At 42.9% G+C, this 20,626-nt stretch carries 26 protein-coding genes and 2 pseudogenes; 12 read left to right on the top strand and 16 right to left on the bottom strand.

What is annotated here, in order from left to right; translation table 11 throughout:
• Both KDK67_RS08835 and KDK67_RS08840 read left to right on the top strand, forming a co-directional pair.
• A pseudogene (locus tag KDK67_RS08835) lies at positions 1–145 on the top strand (IS1 family transposase); the annotation flags it as partial.
• A gap of 124 nt (positions 146–269) precedes the next feature.
• On the top strand, positions 270–608 hold the full coding sequence (locus KDK67_RS08840) for a hypothetical protein (RefSeq protein ID WP_250868429.1): 339 nt from the start codon (positions 270–272) through the stop codon (positions 606–608).
• A 130-nt stretch (positions 609–738) separates the two neighbouring features.
• Here the strand turns inward: KDK67_RS08840 and KDK67_RS08845 are convergent, their stop codons facing one another.
• The 5 genes and pseudogenes from KDK67_RS08845 to KDK67_RS08860 form a co-directional block, all read right to left on the bottom strand.
• On the bottom strand, positions 739–1,635 hold the full coding sequence (locus KDK67_RS08845) for a tyrosine-type recombinase/integrase (RefSeq protein ID WP_250868461.1): 897 nt from the start codon (positions 1,633–1,635) through the stop codon (positions 739–741).
• Positions 1,636–1,647: 12 nt separating this feature from the next.
• Positions 1,648–1,752, bottom strand: a pseudogene (locus KDK67_RS14565) (hypothetical protein); the annotation flags it as partial.
• 347 nt (positions 1,753–2,099) lie between these two features.
• Positions 2,100–3,524, bottom strand: coding sequence for a ribulose-bisphosphate carboxylase (locus KDK67_RS08850; protein ID WP_250868430.1), 1,425 nt, complete (start codon positions 3,522–3,524; stop codon positions 2,100–2,102).
• A gap of 179 nt (positions 3,525–3,703) precedes the next feature.
• Positions 3,704–3,934, bottom strand: coding sequence for a ferredoxin (locus KDK67_RS08855; RefSeq protein WP_250868431.1), 231 nt, complete (start codon positions 3,932–3,934; stop codon positions 3,704–3,706).
• 101 nt (positions 3,935–4,035) lie between these two features.
• Positions 4,036–4,335 carry a carboxymuconolactone decarboxylase family protein gene (locus tag KDK67_RS08860; protein ID WP_250868432.1) on the bottom strand — a complete coding sequence of 100 codons (300 nt, stop codon included), beginning with the start codon at positions 4,333–4,335 and terminating at the stop codon, positions 4,036–4,038.
• Between the two features lie 173 nt (positions 4,336–4,508).
• Here KDK67_RS08860 and KDK67_RS08865 point away from each other — a divergent pair, with 173 nt between their 5' ends.
• On the top strand, positions 4,509–4,832 hold the full coding sequence (locus KDK67_RS08865) for a DMT family transporter (RefSeq protein ID WP_250868433.1): 324 nt from the start codon (positions 4,509–4,511) through the stop codon (positions 4,830–4,832).
• A gap of 141 nt (positions 4,833–4,973) precedes the next feature.
• A complete protein-coding gene (locus KDK67_RS08870; RefSeq protein WP_250868434.1) occupies positions 4,974–5,348 on the top strand; it encodes a hypothetical protein in 375 nt (124 codons plus the stop codon).
• Between the two features lie 44 nt (positions 5,349–5,392).
• On the opposite strand, the gene KDK67_RS08875 is transcribed toward KDK67_RS08870, so the two are convergent.
• Positions 5,393–5,779, bottom strand: coding sequence for a (2Fe-2S)-binding protein (locus tag KDK67_RS08875; protein ID WP_250868435.1), 387 nt, complete (start codon positions 5,777–5,779; stop codon positions 5,393–5,395).
• A 381-nt stretch (positions 5,780–6,160) separates the two neighbouring features.
• Between KDK67_RS08875 and KDK67_RS08880 the strand changes: the two genes are divergently transcribed.
• Positions 6,161–6,328 (top strand): hypothetical protein, encoded by a 168-nt coding sequence (locus tag KDK67_RS08880; RefSeq protein WP_172368414.1) that lies wholly within the window; start codon positions 6,161–6,163, stop codon positions 6,326–6,328.
• 75 nt (positions 6,329–6,403) lie between these two features.
• On the opposite strand, the gene msrA is transcribed toward KDK67_RS08880, so the two are convergent.
• Entirely contained in the window at positions 6,404–6,865 is a 462-nt protein-coding gene (gene msrA / locus KDK67_RS08885) for a peptide-methionine (S)-S-oxide reductase MsrA (protein WP_250868436.1), read from the bottom strand.
• Positions 6,866–6,877: 12 nt separating this feature from the next.
• Positions 6,878–7,306 carry a peptide-methionine (R)-S-oxide reductase MsrB gene (msrB, locus tag KDK67_RS08890; RefSeq protein ID WP_250868437.1) on the bottom strand — a complete coding sequence of 143 codons (429 nt, stop codon included), beginning with the start codon at positions 7,304–7,306 and terminating at the stop codon, positions 6,878–6,880.
• Between the two features lie 177 nt (positions 7,307–7,483).
• Between msrB and KDK67_RS08895 the strand changes: the two genes are divergently transcribed.
• The 3 genes from KDK67_RS08895 (at position 7,484) to KDK67_RS08905 (ending at position 9,314) form a co-directional block, all read left to right on the top strand.
• Complete coding sequence (locus KDK67_RS08895) at positions 7,484–7,837, top strand: Rieske (2Fe-2S) protein (RefSeq protein WP_250868438.1); 354 nt, start codon at positions 7,484–7,486, stop codon at positions 7,835–7,837.
• An 85-nt stretch (positions 7,838–7,922) separates the two neighbouring features.
• Entirely contained in the window at positions 7,923–8,339 is a 417-nt protein-coding gene (locus KDK67_RS08900; RefSeq protein ID WP_250868439.1) for a hypothetical protein, read from the top strand.
• 51 nt (positions 8,340–8,390) lie between these two features.
• Positions 8,391–9,314 (top strand): mechanosensitive ion channel family protein, encoded by a 924-nt coding sequence (locus KDK67_RS08905; protein ID WP_250868440.1) that lies wholly within the window; start codon positions 8,391–8,393, stop codon positions 9,312–9,314.
• A gap of 5 nt (positions 9,315–9,319) precedes the next feature.
• Here the strand turns inward: KDK67_RS08905 and KDK67_RS08910 are convergent, their stop codons facing one another.
• The gene (locus KDK67_RS08910; protein WP_250868441.1) at positions 9,320–9,946 is read right to left on the bottom strand and encodes a class I SAM-dependent methyltransferase; all 627 of its coding nucleotides are present in this window, start codon (positions 9,944–9,946) and stop codon (positions 9,320–9,322) included.
• A 152-nt stretch (positions 9,947–10,098) separates the two neighbouring features.
• Here KDK67_RS08910 and KDK67_RS08915 point away from each other — a divergent pair, with 152 nt between their 5' ends.
• From KDK67_RS08915 to KDK67_RS08930, 4 genes are all read left to right on the top strand, one after another.
• Positions 10,099–10,836 carry a fumarylacetoacetate hydrolase family protein gene (locus KDK67_RS08915; RefSeq protein WP_250868442.1) on the top strand — a complete coding sequence of 246 codons (738 nt, stop codon included), beginning with the start codon at positions 10,099–10,101 and terminating at the stop codon, positions 10,834–10,836.
• Positions 10,836–11,135 carry a hypothetical protein gene (locus KDK67_RS08920; protein ID WP_250868443.1) on the top strand — a complete coding sequence of 100 codons (300 nt, stop codon included), beginning with the start codon at positions 10,836–10,838 and terminating at the stop codon, positions 11,133–11,135. Before KDK67_RS08915 ends, KDK67_RS08920 begins: the two co-directional genes overlap by 1 nt.
• A gap of 67 nt (positions 11,136–11,202) precedes the next feature.
• Positions 11,203–12,912, top strand: a complete 1,710-nt coding sequence (locus KDK67_RS08925) for a glutamate--tRNA ligase (protein ID WP_250868444.1) — start codon at positions 11,203–11,205, stop codon at positions 12,910–12,912.
• 64 nt (positions 12,913–12,976) lie between these two features.
• Positions 12,977–13,309 carry a hypothetical protein gene (locus KDK67_RS08930; protein WP_250868445.1) on the top strand — a complete coding sequence of 111 codons (333 nt, stop codon included), beginning with the start codon at positions 12,977–12,979 and terminating at the stop codon, positions 13,307–13,309.
• An 81-nt stretch (positions 13,310–13,390) separates the two neighbouring features.
• On the opposite strand, the gene KDK67_RS08935 is transcribed toward KDK67_RS08930, so the two are convergent.
• From KDK67_RS08935 to glmM, 7 genes are all read right to left on the bottom strand, one after another.
• On the bottom strand, positions 13,391–14,107 hold the full coding sequence (locus KDK67_RS08935; RefSeq protein WP_420846936.1) for a 30S ribosomal protein S3ae: 717 nt from the start codon (positions 14,105–14,107) through the stop codon (positions 13,391–13,393).
• Between the two features lie 169 nt (positions 14,108–14,276).
• Complete coding sequence (locus tag KDK67_RS08940) at positions 14,277–15,785, bottom strand: serine--tRNA ligase (protein WP_250868446.1); 1,509 nt, start codon at positions 15,783–15,785, stop codon at positions 14,277–14,279.
• 176 nt (positions 15,786–15,961) lie between these two features.
• Positions 15,962–16,516, bottom strand: a complete 555-nt coding sequence (locus KDK67_RS08945; RefSeq protein WP_250868447.1) for a uracil-DNA glycosylase — start codon at positions 16,514–16,516, stop codon at positions 15,962–15,964.
• Positions 16,513–16,752 carry a KEOPS complex subunit Pcc1 gene (locus tag KDK67_RS08950; protein WP_250868448.1) on the bottom strand — a complete coding sequence of 80 codons (240 nt, stop codon included), beginning with the start codon at positions 16,750–16,752 and terminating at the stop codon, positions 16,513–16,515. Before KDK67_RS08950 ends, KDK67_RS08945 begins: the two co-directional genes overlap by 4 nt.
• 9 nt (positions 16,753–16,761) lie before the next feature.
• Positions 16,762–18,075 carry a RecJ family nuclease gene (recJ, locus tag KDK67_RS08955; RefSeq protein ID WP_250868449.1) on the bottom strand — a complete coding sequence of 438 codons (1,314 nt, stop codon included), beginning with the start codon at positions 18,073–18,075 and terminating at the stop codon, positions 16,762–16,764.
• Between the two features lie 55 nt (positions 18,076–18,130).
• Positions 18,131–19,321, bottom strand: a complete 1,191-nt coding sequence (glmU, locus tag KDK67_RS08960; protein WP_250868450.1) for a bifunctional sugar-1-phosphate nucleotidylyltransferase/acetyltransferase — start codon at positions 19,319–19,321, stop codon at positions 18,131–18,133.
• On the bottom strand, positions 19,318–20,619 hold the full coding sequence (glmM, locus tag KDK67_RS08965) for a phosphoglucosamine mutase (RefSeq protein WP_250868451.1): 1,302 nt from the start codon (positions 20,617–20,619) through the stop codon (positions 19,318–19,320). The genes glmU and glmM overlap by 4 nt, the downstream gene beginning before the upstream one ends.
• Positions 20,620–20,626 lie beyond the last annotated feature (7 nt).

Below are 20,626 nucleotides of genomic sequence, written 5' to 3' on the forward strand. Positions count from 1 at the left end.
TGAAGGATATAACAGCATAATTAGGCACTTTCTGGCAAGATTGAGAAGAAAGTCAAAGTGTTATACTAAGAGTCTTGAAATGCTGAAGTACTCTGTTCTTCTTTTGATGAAGTACAGAAATAAAGAGTTAGCTATGTTTAGTTAACAATGCCAAATTAATTAATCAAGGTCGTGAATTCTTAAGTTTAGTGTTGAAATATAGTCAAACATCTCTAAAACTAATTCTATCTGATGAATTGAATGAAAAACTCGTGTCCATTGGTGGACGTATGGATCTGGTGGATTTTGGTTATAATAATGTTGATGCTCTTTACAAATCAGCTATAATAGCAACTCTTCATAACACTAGATCAAACGGTGCTGAAGCAATATATGCTGAAATAATGAACTGTGTGCGTCAAAAAATGAAAAAGTTAAAGAAAACGGGTGCGAAAAATCAAAATGATCACTATTTAATGTATCTTTTCAATAAACTTTTTGAATCCGATTTATTCACTGATAAGATACCTTCGTCACTATCGACTGCATTTTTAGAAGACTATAGCAAAATGGGGGATATTTTAAAAAAGTGTGAAGATCAAACTGTTTATTCAATGAACCCTGTGTGACAAAACCTGTTTGTTATGCGCATGGATGTAAACTTTATACCTTTGGTATTGGCTTCACTACCATGGATTCCATTGGATTTGGCAAAGTGTGTAATCAATTATTGTGAAATGTTCGGAGGAAAGATGAAGTTTAATTCTTCATCTGCTGCATTCCTGTTTTTAGAGCCTCCAGTAAGATATTCGGATCTGCTTCTGCCCTTTTCATCATCAAGGCCATTGCGGCATCATCGTCTAACGCTGTTTTCATATCAAGAATCATGCTACAAGTGCTGCAATATTTGCTATCATAAGGGTTTTTTGTCTTGCATCGGGGGCATTCAATGGGTTTAAGGTGCTCTTCTCTGTGCTCTTCCTCATCTTCAATGATGCCATAACTTGCCAGCATTTTCTTCTCTACATCATCACCCGACATGTGAATATATACGGCTGGCATTTTGCTATCATCTTCCCATCCGGCAATGATCCTTAATTCAGATTCCCGGAATCCACGTTTGACGAGTTCGGTTAACCTTCCGTGTCGGAATGCGTGAGGATGAACATTTTTCTTGATACCTGCATGATCGGAAAGCGTATTTATTAAATTCTGAACTGTTCGCACATCTAAACGTCGGGGAGCATCTTCGTATTTACGTGCTGTCACAAATAAAGGTGCATCTGGGTTCTCTCTTTGTGGGTGCTGGTTGACCCATAATTGTAAATCGGGTACTGCATCAACCAACCTGAGTCTTCTCATTCCGGTTTTTCCATTTACAATGATGACCGCGCCATAACGATCAAACTCTACATTCCTTATGTTCAATGCTAACAATTCCCCTATCCTTGCAGCAGAATCCCACAAAGTCATTACGAGTCCCCTGTCTCTCTGATTATCACACGCTGTAAGTAACTGCGTTATATCGTCTTGTCTTATCAACTCTGAGACTGGTAAACGGTTCTTTTGTGGTTTGGTTTTTACGCCTTCGAAGAAATCATTATCTGGTTTTAGCCACTTAAAGAACAACCGTAAATCAACGATATCGTTATGCACCGTCTTAGGCTTTCTATTCTCACGCCTATGTAAGATATAACTCTGTATATCATCTTTTGAGATATCATCGACCGGTTTATCGTTGTAGTATTTCAAAAAAGTGTATACTTTCCATAATTTAGTATTTACTGTTGATTCTTTGAACCCATTAAGTTGAAGGGATTCTTCATATTTTTCAGTATTAGTTCATTGTTTCCAGTTGTGTCTGGTCTATGTTTCATACATGTTAGTTAGTTTCTAAGGATATCAATGTTATGTAGCCCTCTGAATAGGGCTTAGGACCCTGTCTCGTAGGAGTTCGTGCGTTCGAATCGCACCTCCCGCACTACTTTTAAAAAATGATCAGCTTTGCCATTCCATAAAAAGTTCGAGATGGCAGAAGCTACTGGATTCTTAAATATCTGAATAAAAAAGGTTTGATCTCTACAGATTCAGATATCCGTGTAGAGATCCTTTTCGTACAATTATCTATTCAAATAGAACTCGATAGCTTCTGCCAGTTCCTTATGGTCCTTGGCATATTTTGCAATGTCCACTCCCTGAAGGTATGCATCACATGCTTGGACAAGTGCCTTTGCACCTGACTGTGTGCCTCCGGGGTGGGAGTGTACGCCTGAACCCATGGTAGTGATGAAATCGACATTCTCCATTACATCTATGAAGGGTTTCAGTTTCACAGGGTTAAGGCCGCCGGAAACTATGGGGCAGCATTTCTTCATGGCTCTCCAGCTATCGTCTTCGAGGATGACGTGGTGAGCAAGGTCCTCATTGACAAGGTTGATGGCATCCTTGTCGGTATCCATGATCTTTGACCATGTCTGTTCGAAGAAGTGTCCCGGTGACTTCAGATACTGGATACCGTGGGCGGCAACAACATCTTCCGCAGGTGTACCTTTCATCTTTCCGACACCGGCTGTTCCGGTGTGTATCCCTGAAGCACCGGCAAGGCGTGCGAACTTTGAAAGCACCAGTACTGAAAAACCGATGGGGTTCTCAGGTCTTGTAAAAGCTCCGTGGGCAGCTCTGTGGAAGTGCAGGAACACATCGGGATATCGTCTTCTGATGGTCTGTACAGCCATCCATCCGGCTGTAATGCCGTCTATCAGGAATGCATAGCTTCCGGGCTCGAATCCTGCATTGGTGATCATCTCACACCGTTCGATCATGGTGTCGAAATCAGCAGCAGAAACATTGAATGAGTGGACTTTCTTCTTGCCGGTTTCTTTCACAGCCTTGTCCATGGCCTCTTTCACATGAGCGACCATCTTTTCATACGGGCAGAAATCCTGATTTGCCTGAGGCTCGTCATTCTTGACAAAATCTCCTCCGCCTACCCAGAAATCGTAACAAACTTCCGCATATTCCGCTGATGTAAGTCCCATCTTTGGCTTGACTATGGTTCCGAGGATCGGCCTGTCATAAACATCAAGGTATTTTCGCATATCGTCCACAGTATAGCTCGGACCGTCATACTGTTCCAGCATGGATGGCGGGAACCATACATCCATCAGCTTCAATGCCTGGATCTCTTTCATTCCGAGGATGTTACCGACAATGTAGGTCAGTATGTTCTGGACATTTCCTCCCCTGTCAAAAAGTCTCCACGGATAAGCTATCCATACCAGCTCTCTTTCCAGATCAAGCTGATAGACCAGAGCGTTCATCGTTCTGGAAAATGCGGTCTCCGTATTTACTTTGATATTTGTTCCAGTTGATGATTCTGCAGCGATCTCCGCAGCCGCTTGCAGTACGTTCAGATCTCCACCCGGTATCAAGTGAAATACTCCGAGAAGGTATTCCCCATTGGTCGGATCCGGTAGTTCCAGATCCACATATGCCTGTTGTTTGGAATCGAGCGATTTTACCAGGTCCTCATAGATCAAACTCATATAGAAATAACAGTTTGCAATCTATTTGAGTTTTTTGAATACGTCATGTGGGGCAAAAAGGAAGTGCTGCTCACTAGCACCGTTTTTGTAAGTGGTGGTATTCTAAGGTATGGAACTTCAATATTTCAAAAAAAGAATGGAAAAAGGAAAAAAGATGCTTTAAAAAATAAGTTATGCACTTATCCATCATTTCCGATCGCTTCTGCAGGACAGGAGTCCATGGCATCTTCGCAATTCTTTTTTTCAGTATCATTCTCCGGCTGCTTGAATACAAAAGCACTCGAACCGTTGTCATTCATCTTGAAATTATTTGGAGCTTCATCTATACATCTCTGACAAGTGATACACTGATCATCCACGTAATAAGCCCCTTCTACATTTTCAGCTACTTTATTTTTTACATCTGCCATGCATAAGTCCCCCAAATTTGATCTTTACAATCCTCTTTAACTTTGTAAAGCTCTGTATTTATAAATTTCTGGACAACTCATGTGCAGATATTTGTTATAATTTAGAGAACATCCTGGAGGGCATTAGCAGCTACGTAAACACTGCCGATCCCACATATGTACTGTGTGATCCTGATGGTCTGCATGATCTCTTCCTTTGTAGCACCGGCATCCAATGCCTGCAATGCAAGAGAGCGCACTCCGTTAACAGCACCCTTTGATGCATCGAGGGACAATGCCATCAGGAGCTTGTACTTGTAAGGTATTCCATTTTCCGGGAATGCGTTATGAAGGGTCTCGTCCAAAAGGTTGACGAATTCCGGGTCATTATCTGCTATTATCTGAAGGGGGTCTTCTGGCATTTTTATTATCTCCTTATGTGTGTCATTTATTAGAGCTAACTATTTATGATGGTTCCATACCATTCATTTATCGTTGCTCATGTCAAGAACAATATATCTTTTCATGGTCATTATGTTTATCTGTAAATAGCTTTCATAAATACCAGTTATATCTTGTGATCCGGGAAATTAATATGAGCTATTCACTTCTGGCAATATCCATCTTTTTTGAGATATGCGGTACCGTCTGCATGAAAATATCCAATGGCTATTCGAACATCCCGGCATCTCTGATGATATTCGTGTTCTATGGCACAAGTTTCAGTATTTTCCCATTCGCCTTGAAGAACATCGATGTAAGCCTTGCCTATGCCATCTGGTCCGGGGTGGGGACAGCATCCATGACCTTGATAGGGATATATTATTTCAAAGAGCCTGCCACCACCATAAAGATGGTTTCCATATTCATCGTCATGGTCGGTGTTCTGGGATTAAATCTCAGTGACAAGCTGGCATGATACACTAGGAATCTACTTATGACTATTTTCATATATTGATCATGCCAGATGGATATAATTCTGGAAAGCAGTGACCTGTGGCAACAGATAAATAATTTCTACTCCCATCTTACTATGTAATAAATAATTGGGGGTAATCTATTGATATCTGTAATCTCGGTACTTGCTGATCTGTCACTTACTCTTCAAGTGATAGCTTTTGTAATGCTTCTGTATGCGATAACTCTTAAAAAAGTGGGTCTCAAGGAACATGGGAGGGCAGCTTCCCTTGCGGTATATGTTATGGTCCCTACGGTATTGTATATGTTCTATTCTATCAGTCTGGGCTTTAGGCTGCCCGAATATGAAATCATACTTGGTCTGCACCGGCTTCTCGGCGCAATAGTTCTAATCTTCATAATTCTTTTTGTGGCCAACAGATGGAGGTTCAAAAAGAAGGTTCACATGGATATTGTGGCAGTATGCTGGACTTTGAATTTTATGATGGGAATTGCTGTCTATTTGATATCTTCTTGATGTCACTTTTCTTTTTTGTCATCTGATTTTCCCATATCACACTCTCAACTGTTCCTGATCTCCAATCCTTTTCCTATGGCTTCATTAAAGGCTTGTGTACAGCATTTTCCGAGTGGATTCTTAACCTTACATTGTGACCTTACTTCACCTTTGATGGCTGTCATAACATCTTTCATGTTATCGGTGCCGGCGTTAACAACAGTTTCAATGACCTGTTCTTCAGTGATCTCATTGCAATAGCACGCATACTTCGGATCAGCACCCTTTTTGAACCAGATCGGTACTTTCAGATCACTGGTTTTGAATTTCGCTCCTGTTTCCGTGAAATATGCAACCTCGCAGTCTTCGTTCATACAGAGCAGATAATTTTCATCAATAATATCTTCCATCTTCTCTTTTTTCACAAGATGCTTTACGGTAATTGATCTCACATGTTCTCCTTGATCATCGCATATTGGGCATACGTCTTCTTCTCGCAGCAACCGATATCATCCTTCGAGCTTCTGTCACAACAAGAATTTTGGTTCAATATCTTATTATTCATTTTTAACGCTCCTCATAACATATCTCTTCAAATCCGCAATTTCAGGATTTGTTCTTTTGTTTTGCTGTTTTTCCTCTCAGGGATCTTTAAAATATCGGGCTTTTCCAATCCCTAAATAAGTGTAAATTTACGTACATATCAATTATTTTGTGTTTGATGTGGTCTTTGGAAACATTCGACGAAACACTTATAACTGATTAATCGTTATAGATGTGTGCAATCATTAATCGTGACAAATTGCACTACACCAACAAGGAGGAATACATATATGGACACATATTACACAGGTTCGATGATGGAAGAAGAAGAGAAGCTCTTTGAATGGAGAACCAGCGGCTTAAACATCGATGGCAACGGATTGTTCTTTGCTACACTGGCCGGGTCCATTGCACTTATGGTCCTCATGAGGGTTTCATCTTATAGCAGCCTCTTTTGAATGGGGGAATACCGGAATTACCGGTAAACTCCCTTATTTGTCTTGCTTTTCCTTATTTTCCTCTTATTTTTTGTATCATCGTTTGAACTGAAGTTTCTGGAAATACTTCTGATGATAGTCTTCTGCAGGGTAGAATTCAGATGCTTCTACTATCTCTGTCTTAATGCCACTATCATACTTTCCAGAACGTTCCTGCTGCTCCCTGGATTTGAGGGCAGCTTCCCTTTGAGCATCGTTATGGTAAAATATGGCTGATCTGTACTGTGATCCATGGTCAGGTCCCTGCCTGTCCTTTGTCGTAGGGTCATGTGTATTCCAGAATTCCTCTAGCAGTTCCCCGTATGTGATGACCGATTCATCAAAGAAGATCTCTATGGATTCAGCATGCCCCGTCAATCCCGTGGAAACATCCTTATAAGTCGGGTCTTTCAATGTGCCACCGGTGTATCCTACTTTTGTTGAGATCACGCCTTCGACTTTGCTGAATGCAGCTTCAACGCCCCAAAAGCATCCTGCTGCAAATATTGCTCTTTCCATTTTCGAATCCCCTCATTGATCGTTCTTTTCTTCCTCTTCCTTCTCTGAGCCCTCTGTAAAGCCCAATGATGCCGAATTTATACAATATCTTTTTCCGGTAGGTTGAGGGCTGTCATCGAAAACATGTCCAAGATGGCTTCCACATCGTGAACATTGGATCTCGATCCTTTTCATAAAATAGCTATCATCGAGAACTAGTTCCACACGATCACTGGAGATCATTTCATAGAAACTTGGCCAACCTGAGCTGGAGTCAAATTTATTCTTTGAACTGAAGATCTCCTGGCCACAAGCTGCACAACTATATACACCTAGTGTATCGTTGCGTAACAGCTCGCCTGTAAATGGTATTTCGGTCTTCTTTTCCCTGAGGATGGCATACTGTTCAGGCGTCAGTAATTTTTTCCATTCTTCTTCAGAACGGTTAATTTTTTGTTTCAATCCCACAACCTCCTTACAAAAGCTCCCATATAAAAGTTATTAATACACACTTAAATAATTTAGGTTGTAACTCTTGGGTTTTATATTAATTTCATTTGAATGTCCTTTCTTGGTCGGAGCATACGTAATACTAATATTTTTATGCAAACGTGGCCAACACTATATGGGGAAGTTTAAATGACCGGATATACAGAGCTATGCAGTTCCGATGATGTGCCGGATGGGGAAATGCGCAGTTTCGATTCAGGTGACAATAAGATCCTGGTAGCAAATCTTGGTGGCAAGTTCTATGCCATCGATGCTATCTGTAATCACATGGGTGGTAAACTTGTGGATGGTAAGCTTAAGGATAACACAGTGATCTGTCCTCGTCACAAGTGCGAATATGATGTGACATCGGGTAAGATCAAAAAAAAGCGGGTTTTTTTGTGCAGGCATTTTCCGGCAAATGTAATGACCAGATATCTTATGCTACAAAAGTTGAAGGCGGTAAGATCTACGTGGATATCTGAATACGTGGCCTTTTATTGAATGTGCAACTTCTGATGATGTTGCTGAAATTGTTGAACTCAGCTTACTGCAAATATTTAAATAAAGTTCCTGCAATCCTTAACATATGAGCCTTGTTTTAGCCGCAGTATTCCTTGCTTTTGTTCTATGTGTACTTAGTATCTTCTTGGTTCATGTTGTAAAGAAAAGAATGACCGACGCAGCAAATGGTGGCATGTACCCTAAATGTTATTGGTTTGGCATGGGTATAGCTTTTGGTCTTTTGCTTGGGATGCCTTTAGGTATTGCTATCGGAATATATCTAGGGAATGTCGCGATAGGCATTGCTATTGGTCCGGCACTTGGGATAGGCTTTGGTACTGCGATGGGTTACGTGCTTGAGAAAAAACATGTAAAGAACATTCGTCCACTGACAGAAGACGAAGCGAGGTTACAGAGGGTGTTCATTGTATTCACCATCAGTGTTCTTATTCTGGGTGTAACTGTACTTTTCAGTCTCGTTTATCTTTATGGTATTATGTAATTGATTCTTGAATGACTAAATATCTATATTAGTTCTGCATAAATAATTAATATGGAAATTCTGGACATTATTCCTTCATGGCTATCCTGGGATATTGCTACTATATTGTTCGTTTTTTTGATAGTCATATTAACTTTCGTTTCAGCGAAAATGGCAGATAGGCTCTTAAAAGCATATTTTCAGTTTGCCAGTAAAAAAATGAAGATCGATGAAACGACCTATGGGCTTGTACGACGAATAATAGTGGCGATGGTGTATTTCTCCGGTTTCCTTGTGATCATTTTTAATATTGAAAGTCTTCGTGACCTGTCCATAGCCCTTTTTGCGGGTGCTGGATTTGCGGGAATTGTCGTTGGTATGGCTGCTCAGAACACTCTCTCGAATATCATTGCGGGTGTTGCTCTTGCGACGTTCAGACCTTTCCGCGTAGGTGATCTGTTGACAATTCATGGTGAATATGGGAAGGTCACTGACATAACCCTTGGTTATACTAAGATAAAGACCTGGGATAACAGGCGTTTGAATATTCCTAATCACATAATCAGTGATGAAGCGATAATCAACTGGTCCATCGATGATCCAACGGTCAACTGGACTGTTGACATCGGTATTAGCTATGATTCCAATATTGATCTTGCAAGAAGTATCATGATCGATGAGGCAAGTAAACACAAAAATGTAATGTCTTATGAATCTATCCTGCCACATAACTATCATGCAAAAAGAGGAGATGAGATATCTGTTCTTTTAACCGAACTGGGAGATTTTGCAGTAAATCTCAGACTTTATGTATGGGTTCGAGATAGGTCTATTGCATATTCTACGGGTTGTGATCTTCGGGAATCCATCAAAAAGAGGTTTGATGCTGAAGGTATTGAAATTCCGTTCCCTTATAGGACGATCGTATACAAGAAAGATATCGAACCCTCCTCTGAGGGTGACATTGAAATGTCGCGGGAAGGACCTGCGGCTTAAATCCCTTATTCTTTTTTGAATCGCTGGCAGCGTATGTAGGATTTCAGATCGGCTTCCTTATCAAGCACAAGGCCGTTATTTTTACATATTTCAACATATGTATTGTTCCAGTTATCTTCATTTGTTTTGAGCATGAAGAATGGCAGCAACATTACACTGGTGAGTGCCATTCTCGGTCGGGCACAGTCGATAAGGACAAAATATCCTCCATTTCTTAGCACCCTTGAGGTTTCTTTTATGGATCCTCTTCTGACTTCCTCATCGGTTTCGCAGAATGCTACGCTTGTTACCACTATGTCGAAAGCATCATTCTTGAAAGGGAGTTCATCCATCGTTCCTTTGTAGAACGATATCTCCTCTTCCATTCCCTTTGTTTTTGAATGAGCATATTTCAGTTGTGTGTCGGAAAGGTCAATTCCATACACTTTACAGGTGTGCTCTGCCTTTTTCTCTATCTCTATGTCAAGGGATGCTGTACCACACCCAAGGTCGAGTACATTCATTCCTTTTTCAAGAGGTAGTTCACCTGCTGCTTTTTCGTAGTATGAATGTCCGAATCCCAGCAATGTGGCAAAAATATCATAGTTCCTTCCGCCATAGAGTAACCCGAATTCGTTCCCCTTTTCACTCATCTGATGGAATATATGTATATATTGATTATAAATTTGTTATGATGATCTATGGGAACCAGGCGGATCATAATATTTTTGTAAGGCATTGGCTGATAAATATTTTATACTACAATTCTGTTCTTTAGTACAATTAGAACAGAGAATGTGCAATTATGATGGGTCGATTTAAACACGATGAGTATATTTTCTACGGTGAACTGAGCAGTGATGGGAATCTTGTGACTTCCCTATCTCACGATGGCGGAACTTTTGAGATGTCCGAGCTTGCTTTGCTTCCACCTGCTAAACCTTCTAAGATAGTCTGCATTGGTCTGAACTATATTGACCATGCTATCGAACTTGGCATGGATGTTCCTACCGAGCCTGTCATATTCATGAAGCCACCTTCTTCGGTCATAGGGTCTGGTGATAAAATAGTTTATCCTGCAATGAGCCAGCGTGTGGACTATGAAGCGGAGCTTGCAGTCGTTATTGGGAAGAGGTGCAGGAACATCGATCACGAGGATGCAGGTGATGTCATTGCGGGGTATACATGCTTTAATGATGTGACTGCTCGGGACCTGCAGCAGAAAGATGGGCAGTGGACACGTGCAAAGAGCTTTGATACTTTTGCTCCTCTGGGTCCGTTCATTGTTCCGGAAGAGGACTTCGATCCCAGTGATGTTTCTATTAAATGCAGGGTGAATGGCGAAGTACGACAGGATTCCAGTACTTCGAACCTCATATTTGACATGCCGCATCTGATAGAGTTTATATCAGATATAATGACATTAGAGGTAGGTGACGTTATTTCTACCGGTACTCCTCCAGGTGTGGGGGAATTACTGCGCGGGGACGTTGTTGAGGTGGAGATCGAAGGTATAGGCACTTTGGCGAATGAGGTAATATAATGCTATTTGACCAGATCAACAGAGAACTTGAGCTTACTGAACGACATTTGCTTGTTCTTAAAAAGGTCATTGAGAAGGGGCCTATAGGTATATTGAAACTTGCTGAAGAGACAGGGATGCCTACGCATAAGGTAAGATATTCTTTGCGTGTCCTTGAACAGGAACATCTCATAAAGCCATCATCTCATGGTGCTACTGCCGGAGATCTTGCAGAAGATTTCATTGGGAAGTTCGAGGATAATATAGGTAATATACTGGAGAAGCTAACACAGATAAGGCAGATCGGGTTTAAGTTCTGATCTATCTTTGTTTTTAATTATAATTTATTATGTTCTACAATTCATTTGATCCTATGAGGGTATTTAGATGACCTTAAGTGATGAAGATAAGATTACTATTGAGAAATTTGCGCTTCAAAACGCTGTTAAATATGGAAAAGCACCTCAACTTGGGGCTGTTATGGGAAAGGTCATGGGTTCATGTCCTCATCTTCGTCCTCTTTCAAAAGAGGTTGGTCCTGTTATTCAGCATGTCCTTGATGAGGTCATGAAAGAGGGGCCTGAAGAATGGCAGGCAAGACTTGAGGTGATAGCGCCTGAACTTATTGAGGAACTGAACACGAAAAAGGAGCCTGATAAAGGGCTTAAGCCTCTGGATGTCAAGGAGGGTGAGAGTGTTGTAATGCGTTTTGCACCGAATCCGAATGGACCACCAACTCTTGGTAGTACCCGTGGTATCGTTGTGAATTCGGAATATGTCAAGAGGTATGGTGGCAAGTTCATCATTAGATTTGATGACACAGATCCTCAGACCAAGCGTCCTATGCTTGAAGCATATGACTGGTACCTCGAGGATTGCGAATGGCTTGATGCAAAACCGGATGAGGTGGTCATCGCTTCTGACAATATGGAGGTCTATTATGAATATGCGAGACAGCTCCTCGAGATGGGTCACGCTTACGTGTGTTTCTGTGATGGTGGCGATTTCAAGAAGTTCAAGGATGCTAAGAAGCCATGTCCTCATAGGGACCATGCACCGGAAGTAAATCTTGAGCACTGGGACAAGATGCTTGCAGGCGAATATGAGGAGAAGGCTGCGGTTGTGAGGATAAAGACCGATATCGAACATAAGGATCCTGCTATGCGTGATTTTGGTGCTTTCAGGATAGTGAAGACAGCTCATCCTCGTCCTGAAGTTGACGATAAATATGTCGTATGGCCATTACTTGATTTCGAGGGTGCAATTGAGGACCATGTGCTTGGTATGACCCATATTATCCGTGGTAAGGACCTGATGGACAGTGAAAAACGTCAGGGCTATATCTATAATTATCTGGGCTGGGAATATCCAAAGACAACTCACTGGGGTCGTGTGAAAATGCATGAGTTCGGTAAGTTCAGCACAAGTGGTTTGCGCCAGTCCATCGAGGATGGCGAATACTCCGGTTGGGATGATCCAAGGTTGCCTACGCTTCGTGCTCTTAGAAGAAGGGGTATCAAGCCTGAAGCTATTCGTAAGTTCATGATCGATATGGGCGTTGGCGAGACTGATGTCAGTCTCAGCATGGATACCCTCTATGCGGAGAACAGGAAGATCATCGACACTATTGCTAACAGGTACTTCTTTGTGTGGGACCCTGTGGAGCTTGAGGTCGAGGATGCGGTATGTTGCACTGTGAATCCATCCCTTCATCCTTCTGAGGATAGGGGAGTGCGCTGCATTGATATCGGTTCAAAGTTGCTGGTATGCAAGAGCGATGTCGAGTCTGCTGAAGTGGGCGATATGTTGCGTATGAAAGATCTGTATAATATAGAGATCACTTCTGTGTCACCTTTGAAATGTAAATGTATCGGCGATTCAATGGAAGATGCAAAGAGCAACAAGATGCGTATAATCCACTGGGTACCTGATGATGGTATTCCTGTGAAAGTACTTGCGCCACAAGGTGAATTTATCGGTATAGGTGAAAAGCAGATCGTGGATGAACTTGACAATGTTGTCCAGTTCGAAAGATTTGGCTTCTGTCGTATCGATTCTGTGGATGATGGCGTTGTCGCTTATTTCACCCACAAGTGAAGTTCAAAGTGTATGAATGAGGCCGGCCTTTCCGGTCTCTTGGTTTTTAATTTTGAGTGGTAGTATGGATTGGAACAGGTGGAAAAGGTATTATGGTGTAAAGCTTAGGGTTGCTGCATTCATTTTTGGTATTATTGGCTGGTTCCTTCCTTTTGTTTCTATTTTCGGGTCACATTTTGAGCAGCAGCTCTTAGGTTTGGAAACGGTTGCAGGATCAACGACGTTTACAATTGGGATAAAGGTCTTAATATTCTCAGCTATCATTTCAATTGTGAAATTCCAGAATGTTATTATGGAAAAGCTAGAAGAGCGTCAAATGTTATTCTCTTTCCTGAAAAAAGCTTACGCTACAGCAGTTTTCGGATGCATTTTCTGGATCATCATTCTATTGATCTGATGTGTCCGAATTGAAATAAGTTATAAGAAGTCAAAAAAGGTTAAAGCGGTGACCGAAAGGCCACCAAATTCATTTTAAAGATCACTCTTCAGTAGGTTTTTCAGGTGCAACTGCTTCGACTGCTTCAACAGGTGCTTCAGCTACAACTTCTTCAACAGGTGCTTCAGTTACAACTGGTTCAACAGGTGTAATAGATGCGGCTGCCATGCGATGTGGAGGAACTACCTGAACTTCGGTCTTCCTGATCTCTACTCTTCTGAGTGGGTAAATGGACTTTGCTTTCCTGTAGATGTTTGCGGAAAGTTTACCGACAATAGCCTCTTCGACAAACTGCTCGAAATCGAGTTCAGATGCGCGCTTTGCTGTTGTTTCGGTCATGATGTCCCTGAGTGCCTTGATCTGGCTTGTCCTTGCTCTCTTTACAGTGAAGCATATAGGTTTAACCCTGATCTTGTAGCCATCCTTTGTCTTGACATTAAGGTTAGTGTCGATCCTGGATGTCTGGCGTTTTACAATGGAACGGAGGTAGTCGGTTGTGATCTCGTGACCGATGAACCTTGTGTTTGCAACATCGCCTGTGACGTTGTCGATCTCCATCTTAAGTTTTATGTTGTGTTTTGAGAAATCGTTGGTAAGTTCGCCAACGGTGGTTTCTACAATACGACCAATAAGGCTTTCTGGATCGTCAGTTGGAGTTAAACCGATGTGGTTGCTACCAATGAACTTTGGTGCTACGATGTTATACCACTGTTTTAATTTCCACTTATCCAATTTCCTTTGTACTCTCTTTTTAGCCAAGTAATTCCTCCTCTGTGATTATTATTTATGTGTTCGACCAATTCCCTGATCGAACGAAGATGTGATGTTCGTGATTCTGACCGGTAAAATTCCCGTTTGATAGGTTAATTAATAGCGTGCCTATACTGTAGGCGTCTATATATAAATAAATCGGTACATGAAAGGGATATCACAGGAAGCGAATTCCCTTTGGTACCTCTCCTACCCTTTTTCTGAACTCCTCTGGCCAGTTTTCGGGGTCTAGTCCCTTCTGTGCAAAGAACGCGGATGCCCAGCGTTCAAGTCCTACACCTGAACAACCAGACCACAGTTCTTCACCGGTCTGGGATTTCACATTGAAACCTGATGGATACTTATTGCCATTGATACTGACGTTCTGGAACTCCAGCCATTCTCCATCATCTCCTCTGTATGGCAGTGGTGCCTCATAGTCGGTTGTGCCTGCCTCACCCTGCTCAGAAAGACCTGTAAGCCCTTCCTGTGCCATGAACCATGGGGTTACCCAGGCCTTTCTCCACTCGAGGTCAAGTATCTCATTGAATATGTGCATGTATCTCTCATGTAACTTCTTGGCTGTCTCAATGACCTGTTCCTTGGTACCGAGCCATACTACCTCGACACGGTGGAACTCGTCCACACGTTCCATGCCGTGAATTCCGCCACTCTCGTAGCGGTGTGATGTTCCGGACTTGTCAAAGACCTTTATTGGGAACTCATCGGTAGGTATGGTCTCTCCCTGCAGATACATCCAGAACGGTGGGCACTGTGCATAACACAGTCCGCCGATAGGATCTCCGATCTTTGATTTGATGAGCTCGGTAGGCACTTCATGTGTGACCTTGTAATGGTCGGATACCTCTTCCCAGTACGCAGGGTCCCTTGTCTTTGGAGGGCACACATAGTATATCTCAGGGTAAACCCCCTTTGCATGTCCGGATTTCTGCCAGACCTCCCATGGGACAAGTTTCGGGAAGATCATTTCCCTGTATCCGAGAGGTTCAAGAAGCTCGTCATAGACTATCTTCTCAAATGTCCTGAACATCTTTGTGGACTGCGGGCCGTGTATCCATTGACCACGGCTTGCACCCCGCTTGATCCATCCATGTTTCATCATTTCTTGGGTAGGGTCTCCGGCGAACGTGTGTTCCTTCTTGTCACTTTCCCAGAGGATCTGCCAGTGTTCCGCCTTGCCGCCATAATCCTTTGCCCTGACCTTCTCTTCCATAAGGGTCAGTATCCTGTCAGGAATACGTCTCTCAAGCTCGGATTCTCCAACATCCAGCTCCAGAATAAGACCGCCCTCTACTTTTGATATATTGCTTACGTGAGGGATGTTCATATTCCCAATTTCCCCTTCCGCAGGCATTGATATCGTAAACTCCTTGACATCGACACCGCGAATGCCGATACGGAAATCCTTTCCAAGTTTGGCAGCAAGTGGCTTTCTCAGGCGTATGATGGCATCGTGTGCCCTGACATACCTTCCGGATTCAATGGTGAGCTCGATACTTCCGTCCACAATATCCCACTGTGTGATCTTCGCTCCCTGCCCTTCAGGTGCTCCTTTTTTAAGGATGGTATTGTTTGCCTCATCAAAATACTGGGCAATAACTTCCTTTGCACCGGTCGGGTCGGCACTGGTTTTGAATGCTCCTTTAAGATTGAATTTAAGTTCCATGCATTTTTCCTCTTGAAACTGACCGTGATAAGATGGGCCACTATCATAGTATCTCTGATAATTAGCAAATAGTGGTCTAATTAATTGGATTGTTCGCTAAAACGAACAGTTATGAAATAGGCTTTAGATTTAATAATTTTTCCAACAAAAGCAGGTGGGTACCAGAATGAATATGATCATTCATTTTCCCAGAGATGGCGATTCTCATCAAGGAATCTATGCTGGTCTTCCGTTCTTGACTTTGTATATATCAATGCAGCCGGGTGGAATATCTTGAGCACGTTCTTGCCTTCAAGCATCTCAACAGCTCCCCATTCCATCTTATGGCCACTACAAAATGCTTTCTCTGCAGTGTTCCCAAGCAGGACTATAAGGTTCGGGTCAAGCAGTTGAATCTGCCTGGTCAGGAAAGGTTTACAGCAATCCAGCTCCTTTTTGTTGGGATTGCGGTTATTTGGTGGCCTGCACTTGATAGTATTGATGACAGCCCAGTCAGAGCTTTCAAGTCCCATATATTCAATAAGATCATCCAGTATCTTCCCTGCACGACCACAGAAAGGCACGCCTGTTTTGTCTTCGTTCTTTCCCGGAGCTTCACCTATGAAAAGCAGTTTCGGCTCATCCGAACCCTTGCGTACGACCTTGTTAATGACCGTTTCAGAAAGAGGGCATGCTGTACAATCAAGGATGTCCTTCTCCACATCTTCTAATGTTGTCCATTCGTTTTTCATTCTTTGTCCTCTATCTCACATATCACATCTTCAGCTATCTTTGCGTTCATCAACAGATCATCAACAGTTGCTATCAGGGATGATATCTTCTCGGTCCTGATCGTAATAACAGCTTTTCCATCTCCAATCTCAGTTTCCATGTTCGAGAGATTGTCCGGTTTCAATGAAAGGGCGACCTTTTCAGCGATGCTGGGTGCATCAGTACTGATAAACTCAAGGGTAGTGGATATTATCATGTTCTCACATCAGGAAAGCTGTTCAGCAACGATGTCATCTACAAGGGCAATGAACTCCTCTATCTTTTCCGGCTCTACAGAAGCTCCGGATGCGATATTGTGTCCGCCACCTTGCCCGCCAACCGCATCAGCCGCTGTTCGCATGGCATATGCAAGGTCAAGTCCTTTGCTGACAAGTTCTCTTGTCCCTCTTGACGATATCTTCACTTTACCTTCCACCTTGTTAATGGCAACAAAAGGCATATCGGGATGGATGTATCGTATGACAGTGCTTGCTATCATCCCTGTGGACTCGAGGTCATCACCTATCAGGTAGTAGATACTCTTCCCCTTTTGCAACAGTCCCTCAGCTTTATTTATATCGTTGACAATTGCTTTCTGGCTCTGGGTGGTCATCTCCTTTGCTTCTTCAAGGGTGGAATCATCTCTCATGCAAAGGGAAAGTGCAAGTCCTGGAACCTTCTGTTTTCCACAAGTGTTCATTATGGCAACAAGGTCATAGACGTTCTTCACAACTTCATTGTTCAGAACATAAACATCACCCACAGCAGCATCGATAGCTTCAGGACTTGCTCTTTTTGTAAGCTTCAATACAATGGTCGATATCAGCTTTTGCAGTTTATCATTGTCCATTGAATCGATGTCGCCATGTATCTCGAGCATGTCAAGGAAACTGTCTATCTTTTCACGATCTCCTGTGATGTCAAGATAAGGCTCGGGTGTGTTTTCCAGTATATCAGCAATGTCCCCACTGCCTACTTTCAATCCCTTCTTGATGGAAATGACTCCGGCTTCCACAGCCTCGTCCAGTATTATCTTGTTCGCCGTTTCAAAAAGCTGCTTATCCCCAACTGCGCCTGCAATTGCAATGCCGGCAAGGTCTACATTTTCATGATCAAGCCCCTTTGCTACTAGATATGTAGTCGTAGCTCCGCATAGGTGGACAGCACCATCGATGCCGAACATATGCGGATTTATCATGGCCTTGGCAGGTGAATCTCCGACCGGTTTATGGTGGTCGATGACAATTGTATCGTGCAGTACCTTTCCAATGATATCTGGTTGACCGCTGCCCATGTCACAGAAGATAACGATATCTCCTTCGTTAGTTGTCTCATTGATCATCTCGGCAACACTGTCTTCGAGCCGGCTTACGATCGTAAGGTGATATGGTATGTTCTTTCTGAGGAGCGCCTGGCAGATGATAGCAGCAGATGATATTCCGTCAGCATCGTTATGGGAAATGACACGTGCATGGCTGTATTCTTCTATAATGTCTGCTATCTGCTCTGCAAGTTCGCTTATTTTTTGCATTTCTATCAATCATATCACCCGTATGTACAACCTTAAATCTCTAATGAACAACAAAATCCCGGTGTTATCGAACGACCTCTCCGGGTCCGGTATAACTTCCACTTTCCATAACAGTTCCAACGTTGATACTGGAATTTATTCCTGTGTGAACGTCATCACCCATTATAACCCCAAGTTTCCTTCTTCCTGAATCCGTCCGTTTGCCTTTAATGGTCACCTTGATGTTCTTACCATCATGGCGCAGATTGGCAACTTTAGTTCCGGCACCGAAATTACACTTTCGACCTATAATACTGTCCCCCAGATACGTGAGGTGTCCTATTTTCGTACCATCCATTATTATGCTGTTCTTCACTTCAACGGCATTTCCAATATGCACATCATTTCCAATGGCAGTTGATGGTCGTATGAAACAATTCGGTCCGATATCACAGTCATTTCCGATGATCACCGGTCCGATGATGTATGCACCATTGCGTATCAGAGTACCTCTTCCAACACTCACATCCCCAATAAGGGTGGCATTCGGCTCAATGACTCCTTTTACGGAAGGCTCCGTTCGGCTCAACAGGATGGCGTTCGCATCCAGCATATCCCAGGGTCTTCCGATATCTATCCATTCCTCTTCCAGTATCTCATATCCGACATCTGAATCACTATTGATGAGCATCTGGAGTGAGTCGGTGATCTCGTATTCGTCTCTTGGTGACAATGTCGTCTGTTTGATAAGGTCGAAGATAGTTTCGCTGAAAAGATAGATTCCGGCATTTGCAAGGTCTGTTGGTGGAAACTCTGGTTTTTCTATGATATTGATGACCTTATTTCCATCAGTTTCAATAACGCCGAATTCAGATGGGTTATCCACACGTTTTACAGTAATGACTGCATCCTCTTCCCTTTCTATCATGTGCTTGATGTGGTCGGAACTGACCAGAACATCACCGTTGAGGACTATGAACTTATCTTTTACATGACCTTTTGCATATCCGATAGCATTTGCAGTGCCAAGTTGCTCTTCCTGATGGACATGGTCAATGGTAACATTCCATTTATTGCCATTTCCAAAATATTCCTTGATAGCTTCCTCGTGGTATCCTGTGATAAAAACGAATCCGTCAATTCCTGCTTCGATGGCAGAATCCACTATATGCTCTAACATGGGCTTGTTGGCGACAGGAAGCATGACCTTTGGAATGGATGATGTCAAAGGGCGCATTCGGGTGCCTTCTCCCGCTGCAAGTATGACAGCTTTCAATTAAGTGCCTCCTTGATAATGTTCTCTGCCATGCTGAACAATCTATCAGCACCTTCTCTTGCTTCGGCTGTGATCCTTATCTTCGGTTCTGTCCCTGAAGGTCTCACAAGAACCCATCCGTTATCCATTTCCACGCGTATTCCATCGATGTCAGATATATTCCCGCATTTATCGAGTTTTGAATGGACAACTTCCATAACATGCGCTTTCCTTTCGTTGTCACATTTCACTGTGCCTCGATATGTTGGATAATGGGGTAATTCTTCTTTAAGCTCTGACAATGTTCTGCTCTCTATAAGCTCCATTATCTTTGCAGAAGCGAATATCCCATCCGGGCAATAGGATATCTTCGGGAAGATCCAGCTTCCGGAAGGTTCTCCTCCAATATCTGCGTTGCATTTTTTGATCTCTTCTGCAACGTAGACATCACCGACCCTTGTACGAATGACAGTTGAGCCGGGCATGGAATCGTCCACCATCATCGAGGTATCGACCGGTACTACAATTTTCGCAGCATCACTGCATTCATGTCTGGCAAACAGTGCAAGCATCTCATCACCGGTTATGAACTGTCCATTCTCGTCGATCGCCATCATCCTGTCTGCATCGCCGTCCTGTGCAATACCAATGTCTGCACCGAATTCTTTTACGGCTGTTTTGAGCAGTGTAAGGTTCGCATCGTTGGGTTCGGGATTGCGTGCCGGGAAGTAACCGTCAGGTTGGGAATTAAGGGTGATGACCTCACAGCCCATTTTACGAAGCACATATGGAGTTATCGTGCTACCTGCACCGCATCCGCAGTCAATGATAACACGTTTTGATGATCGTTTGACATTCTGCAGTATCATGTTGGTGTGTTGGCGGATAGCATTCGCATCTTCTGATACATTGCCTATCTTGTCCCAACTGACAGGTTCGAAATCTTCTTTCTCTATACAGTCCTCTATCTCTTCCTGCTGGTTAGAATCAAAGGCCATGCCATCAGGATTCCATAACTTTATTCCTACATATTCTGCGGGATTATGGGATGCAGTTATCATTACTCCGCAATCGTAGTCCTTTGTTGCATATGCAAGGGTTGGTGTACTGACCATTCCGATCCGTACGACATCACAGCCTGCTGAAAGAAGGCCTGAAATGATGGCATGTTCCATCATCTCTCCTGCAATGCGCGGGTCACGGCCTACAACTGCACTCCTTTTTGTCTTACCGAGTGCAAGACCTACCTTCAGGGCAAGGTCCGGTGTGACTTCCTTATTGGTAATTCCTCTTATTCCGGATGATCCGAATAATTTCATATGATAG

Origin of the sequence: Methanococcoides seepicolus (assembly GCF_023684405.1) — an archaeon.
In the GTDB taxonomy this organism is placed as follows: Archaea; Halobacteriota; Methanosarcinia; order Methanosarcinales; family Methanosarcinaceae; genus Methanococcoides; species Methanococcoides seepicolus.

Bases quoted from the DNA above. Each gene is read 5' to 3' on its own strand.
- KDK67_RS08840 (WP_250868429.1), top strand. From the start codon at position 270: ATGGATCTGGTGGATTTTGGTTATAATAATGTTGATGCTCTTTACAAA.
- KDK67_RS08850 (WP_250868430.1), bottom strand. From the start codon at position 3,524: ATGAGTTTGATCTATGAGGACCTGGTAAAATCGCTCGATTCCAAACAA.
- KDK67_RS08855 (WP_250868431.1), bottom strand. From the start codon at position 3,934: ATGGCAGATGTAAAAAATAAAGTAGCTGAAAATGTAGAAGGGGCTTAT.
- KDK67_RS08860 (WP_250868432.1), bottom strand. From the start codon at position 4,335: ATGCCAGAAGACCCCCTTCAGATAATAGCAGATAATGACCCGGAATTC.
- KDK67_RS08865 (WP_250868433.1), top strand. From the start codon at position 4,509: ATGAGCTATTCACTTCTGGCAATATCCATCTTTTTTGAGATATGCGGT.
- KDK67_RS08880 (WP_172368414.1), top strand. From the start codon at position 6,161: ATGGACACATATTACACAGGTTCGATGATGGAAGAAGAAGAGAAGCTC.
- msrA (WP_250868436.1), bottom strand. From the start codon at position 6,865: ATGGAAAGAGCAATATTTGCAGCAGGATGCTTTTGGGGCGTTGAAGCT.
- KDK67_RS08895 (WP_250868438.1), top strand. From the start codon at position 7,484: ATGACCGGATATACAGAGCTATGCAGTTCCGATGATGTGCCGGATGGG.
- KDK67_RS08900 (WP_250868439.1), top strand. From the start codon at position 7,923: ATGAGCCTTGTTTTAGCCGCAGTATTCCTTGCTTTTGTTCTATGTGTA.
- KDK67_RS08905 (WP_250868440.1), top strand. From the start codon at position 8,391: ATGGAAATTCTGGACATTATTCCTTCATGGCTATCCTGGGATATTGCT.
- KDK67_RS08910 (WP_250868441.1), bottom strand. From the start codon at position 9,946: ATGAGTGAAAAGGGGAACGAATTCGGGTTACTCTATGGCGGAAGGAAC.
- KDK67_RS08915 (WP_250868442.1), top strand. From the start codon at position 10,099: ATGATGGGTCGATTTAAACACGATGAGTATATTTTCTACGGTGAACTG.
- KDK67_RS08920 (WP_250868443.1), top strand. From the start codon at position 10,836: ATGCTATTTGACCAGATCAACAGAGAACTTGAGCTTACTGAACGACAT.
- KDK67_RS08925 (WP_250868444.1), top strand. From the start codon at position 11,203: ATGACCTTAAGTGATGAAGATAAGATTACTATTGAGAAATTTGCGCTT.
- KDK67_RS08930 (WP_250868445.1), top strand. From the start codon at position 12,977: ATGGATTGGAACAGGTGGAAAAGGTATTATGGTGTAAAGCTTAGGGTT.
- KDK67_RS08940 (WP_250868446.1), bottom strand. From the start codon at position 15,785: ATGGAACTTAAATTCAATCTTAAAGGAGCATTCAAAACCAGTGCCGAC.
- KDK67_RS08945 (WP_250868447.1), bottom strand. From the start codon at position 16,516: ATGAAAAACGAATGGACAACATTAGAAGATGTGGAGAAGGACATCCTT.
- KDK67_RS08950 (WP_250868448.1), bottom strand. From the start codon at position 16,752: ATGATAATATCCACTACCCTTGAGTTTATCAGTACTGATGCACCCAGC.
- glmM (WP_250868451.1), bottom strand. From the start codon at position 20,619: ATGAAATTATTCGGATCATCCGGAATAAGAGGAATTACCAATAAGGAA.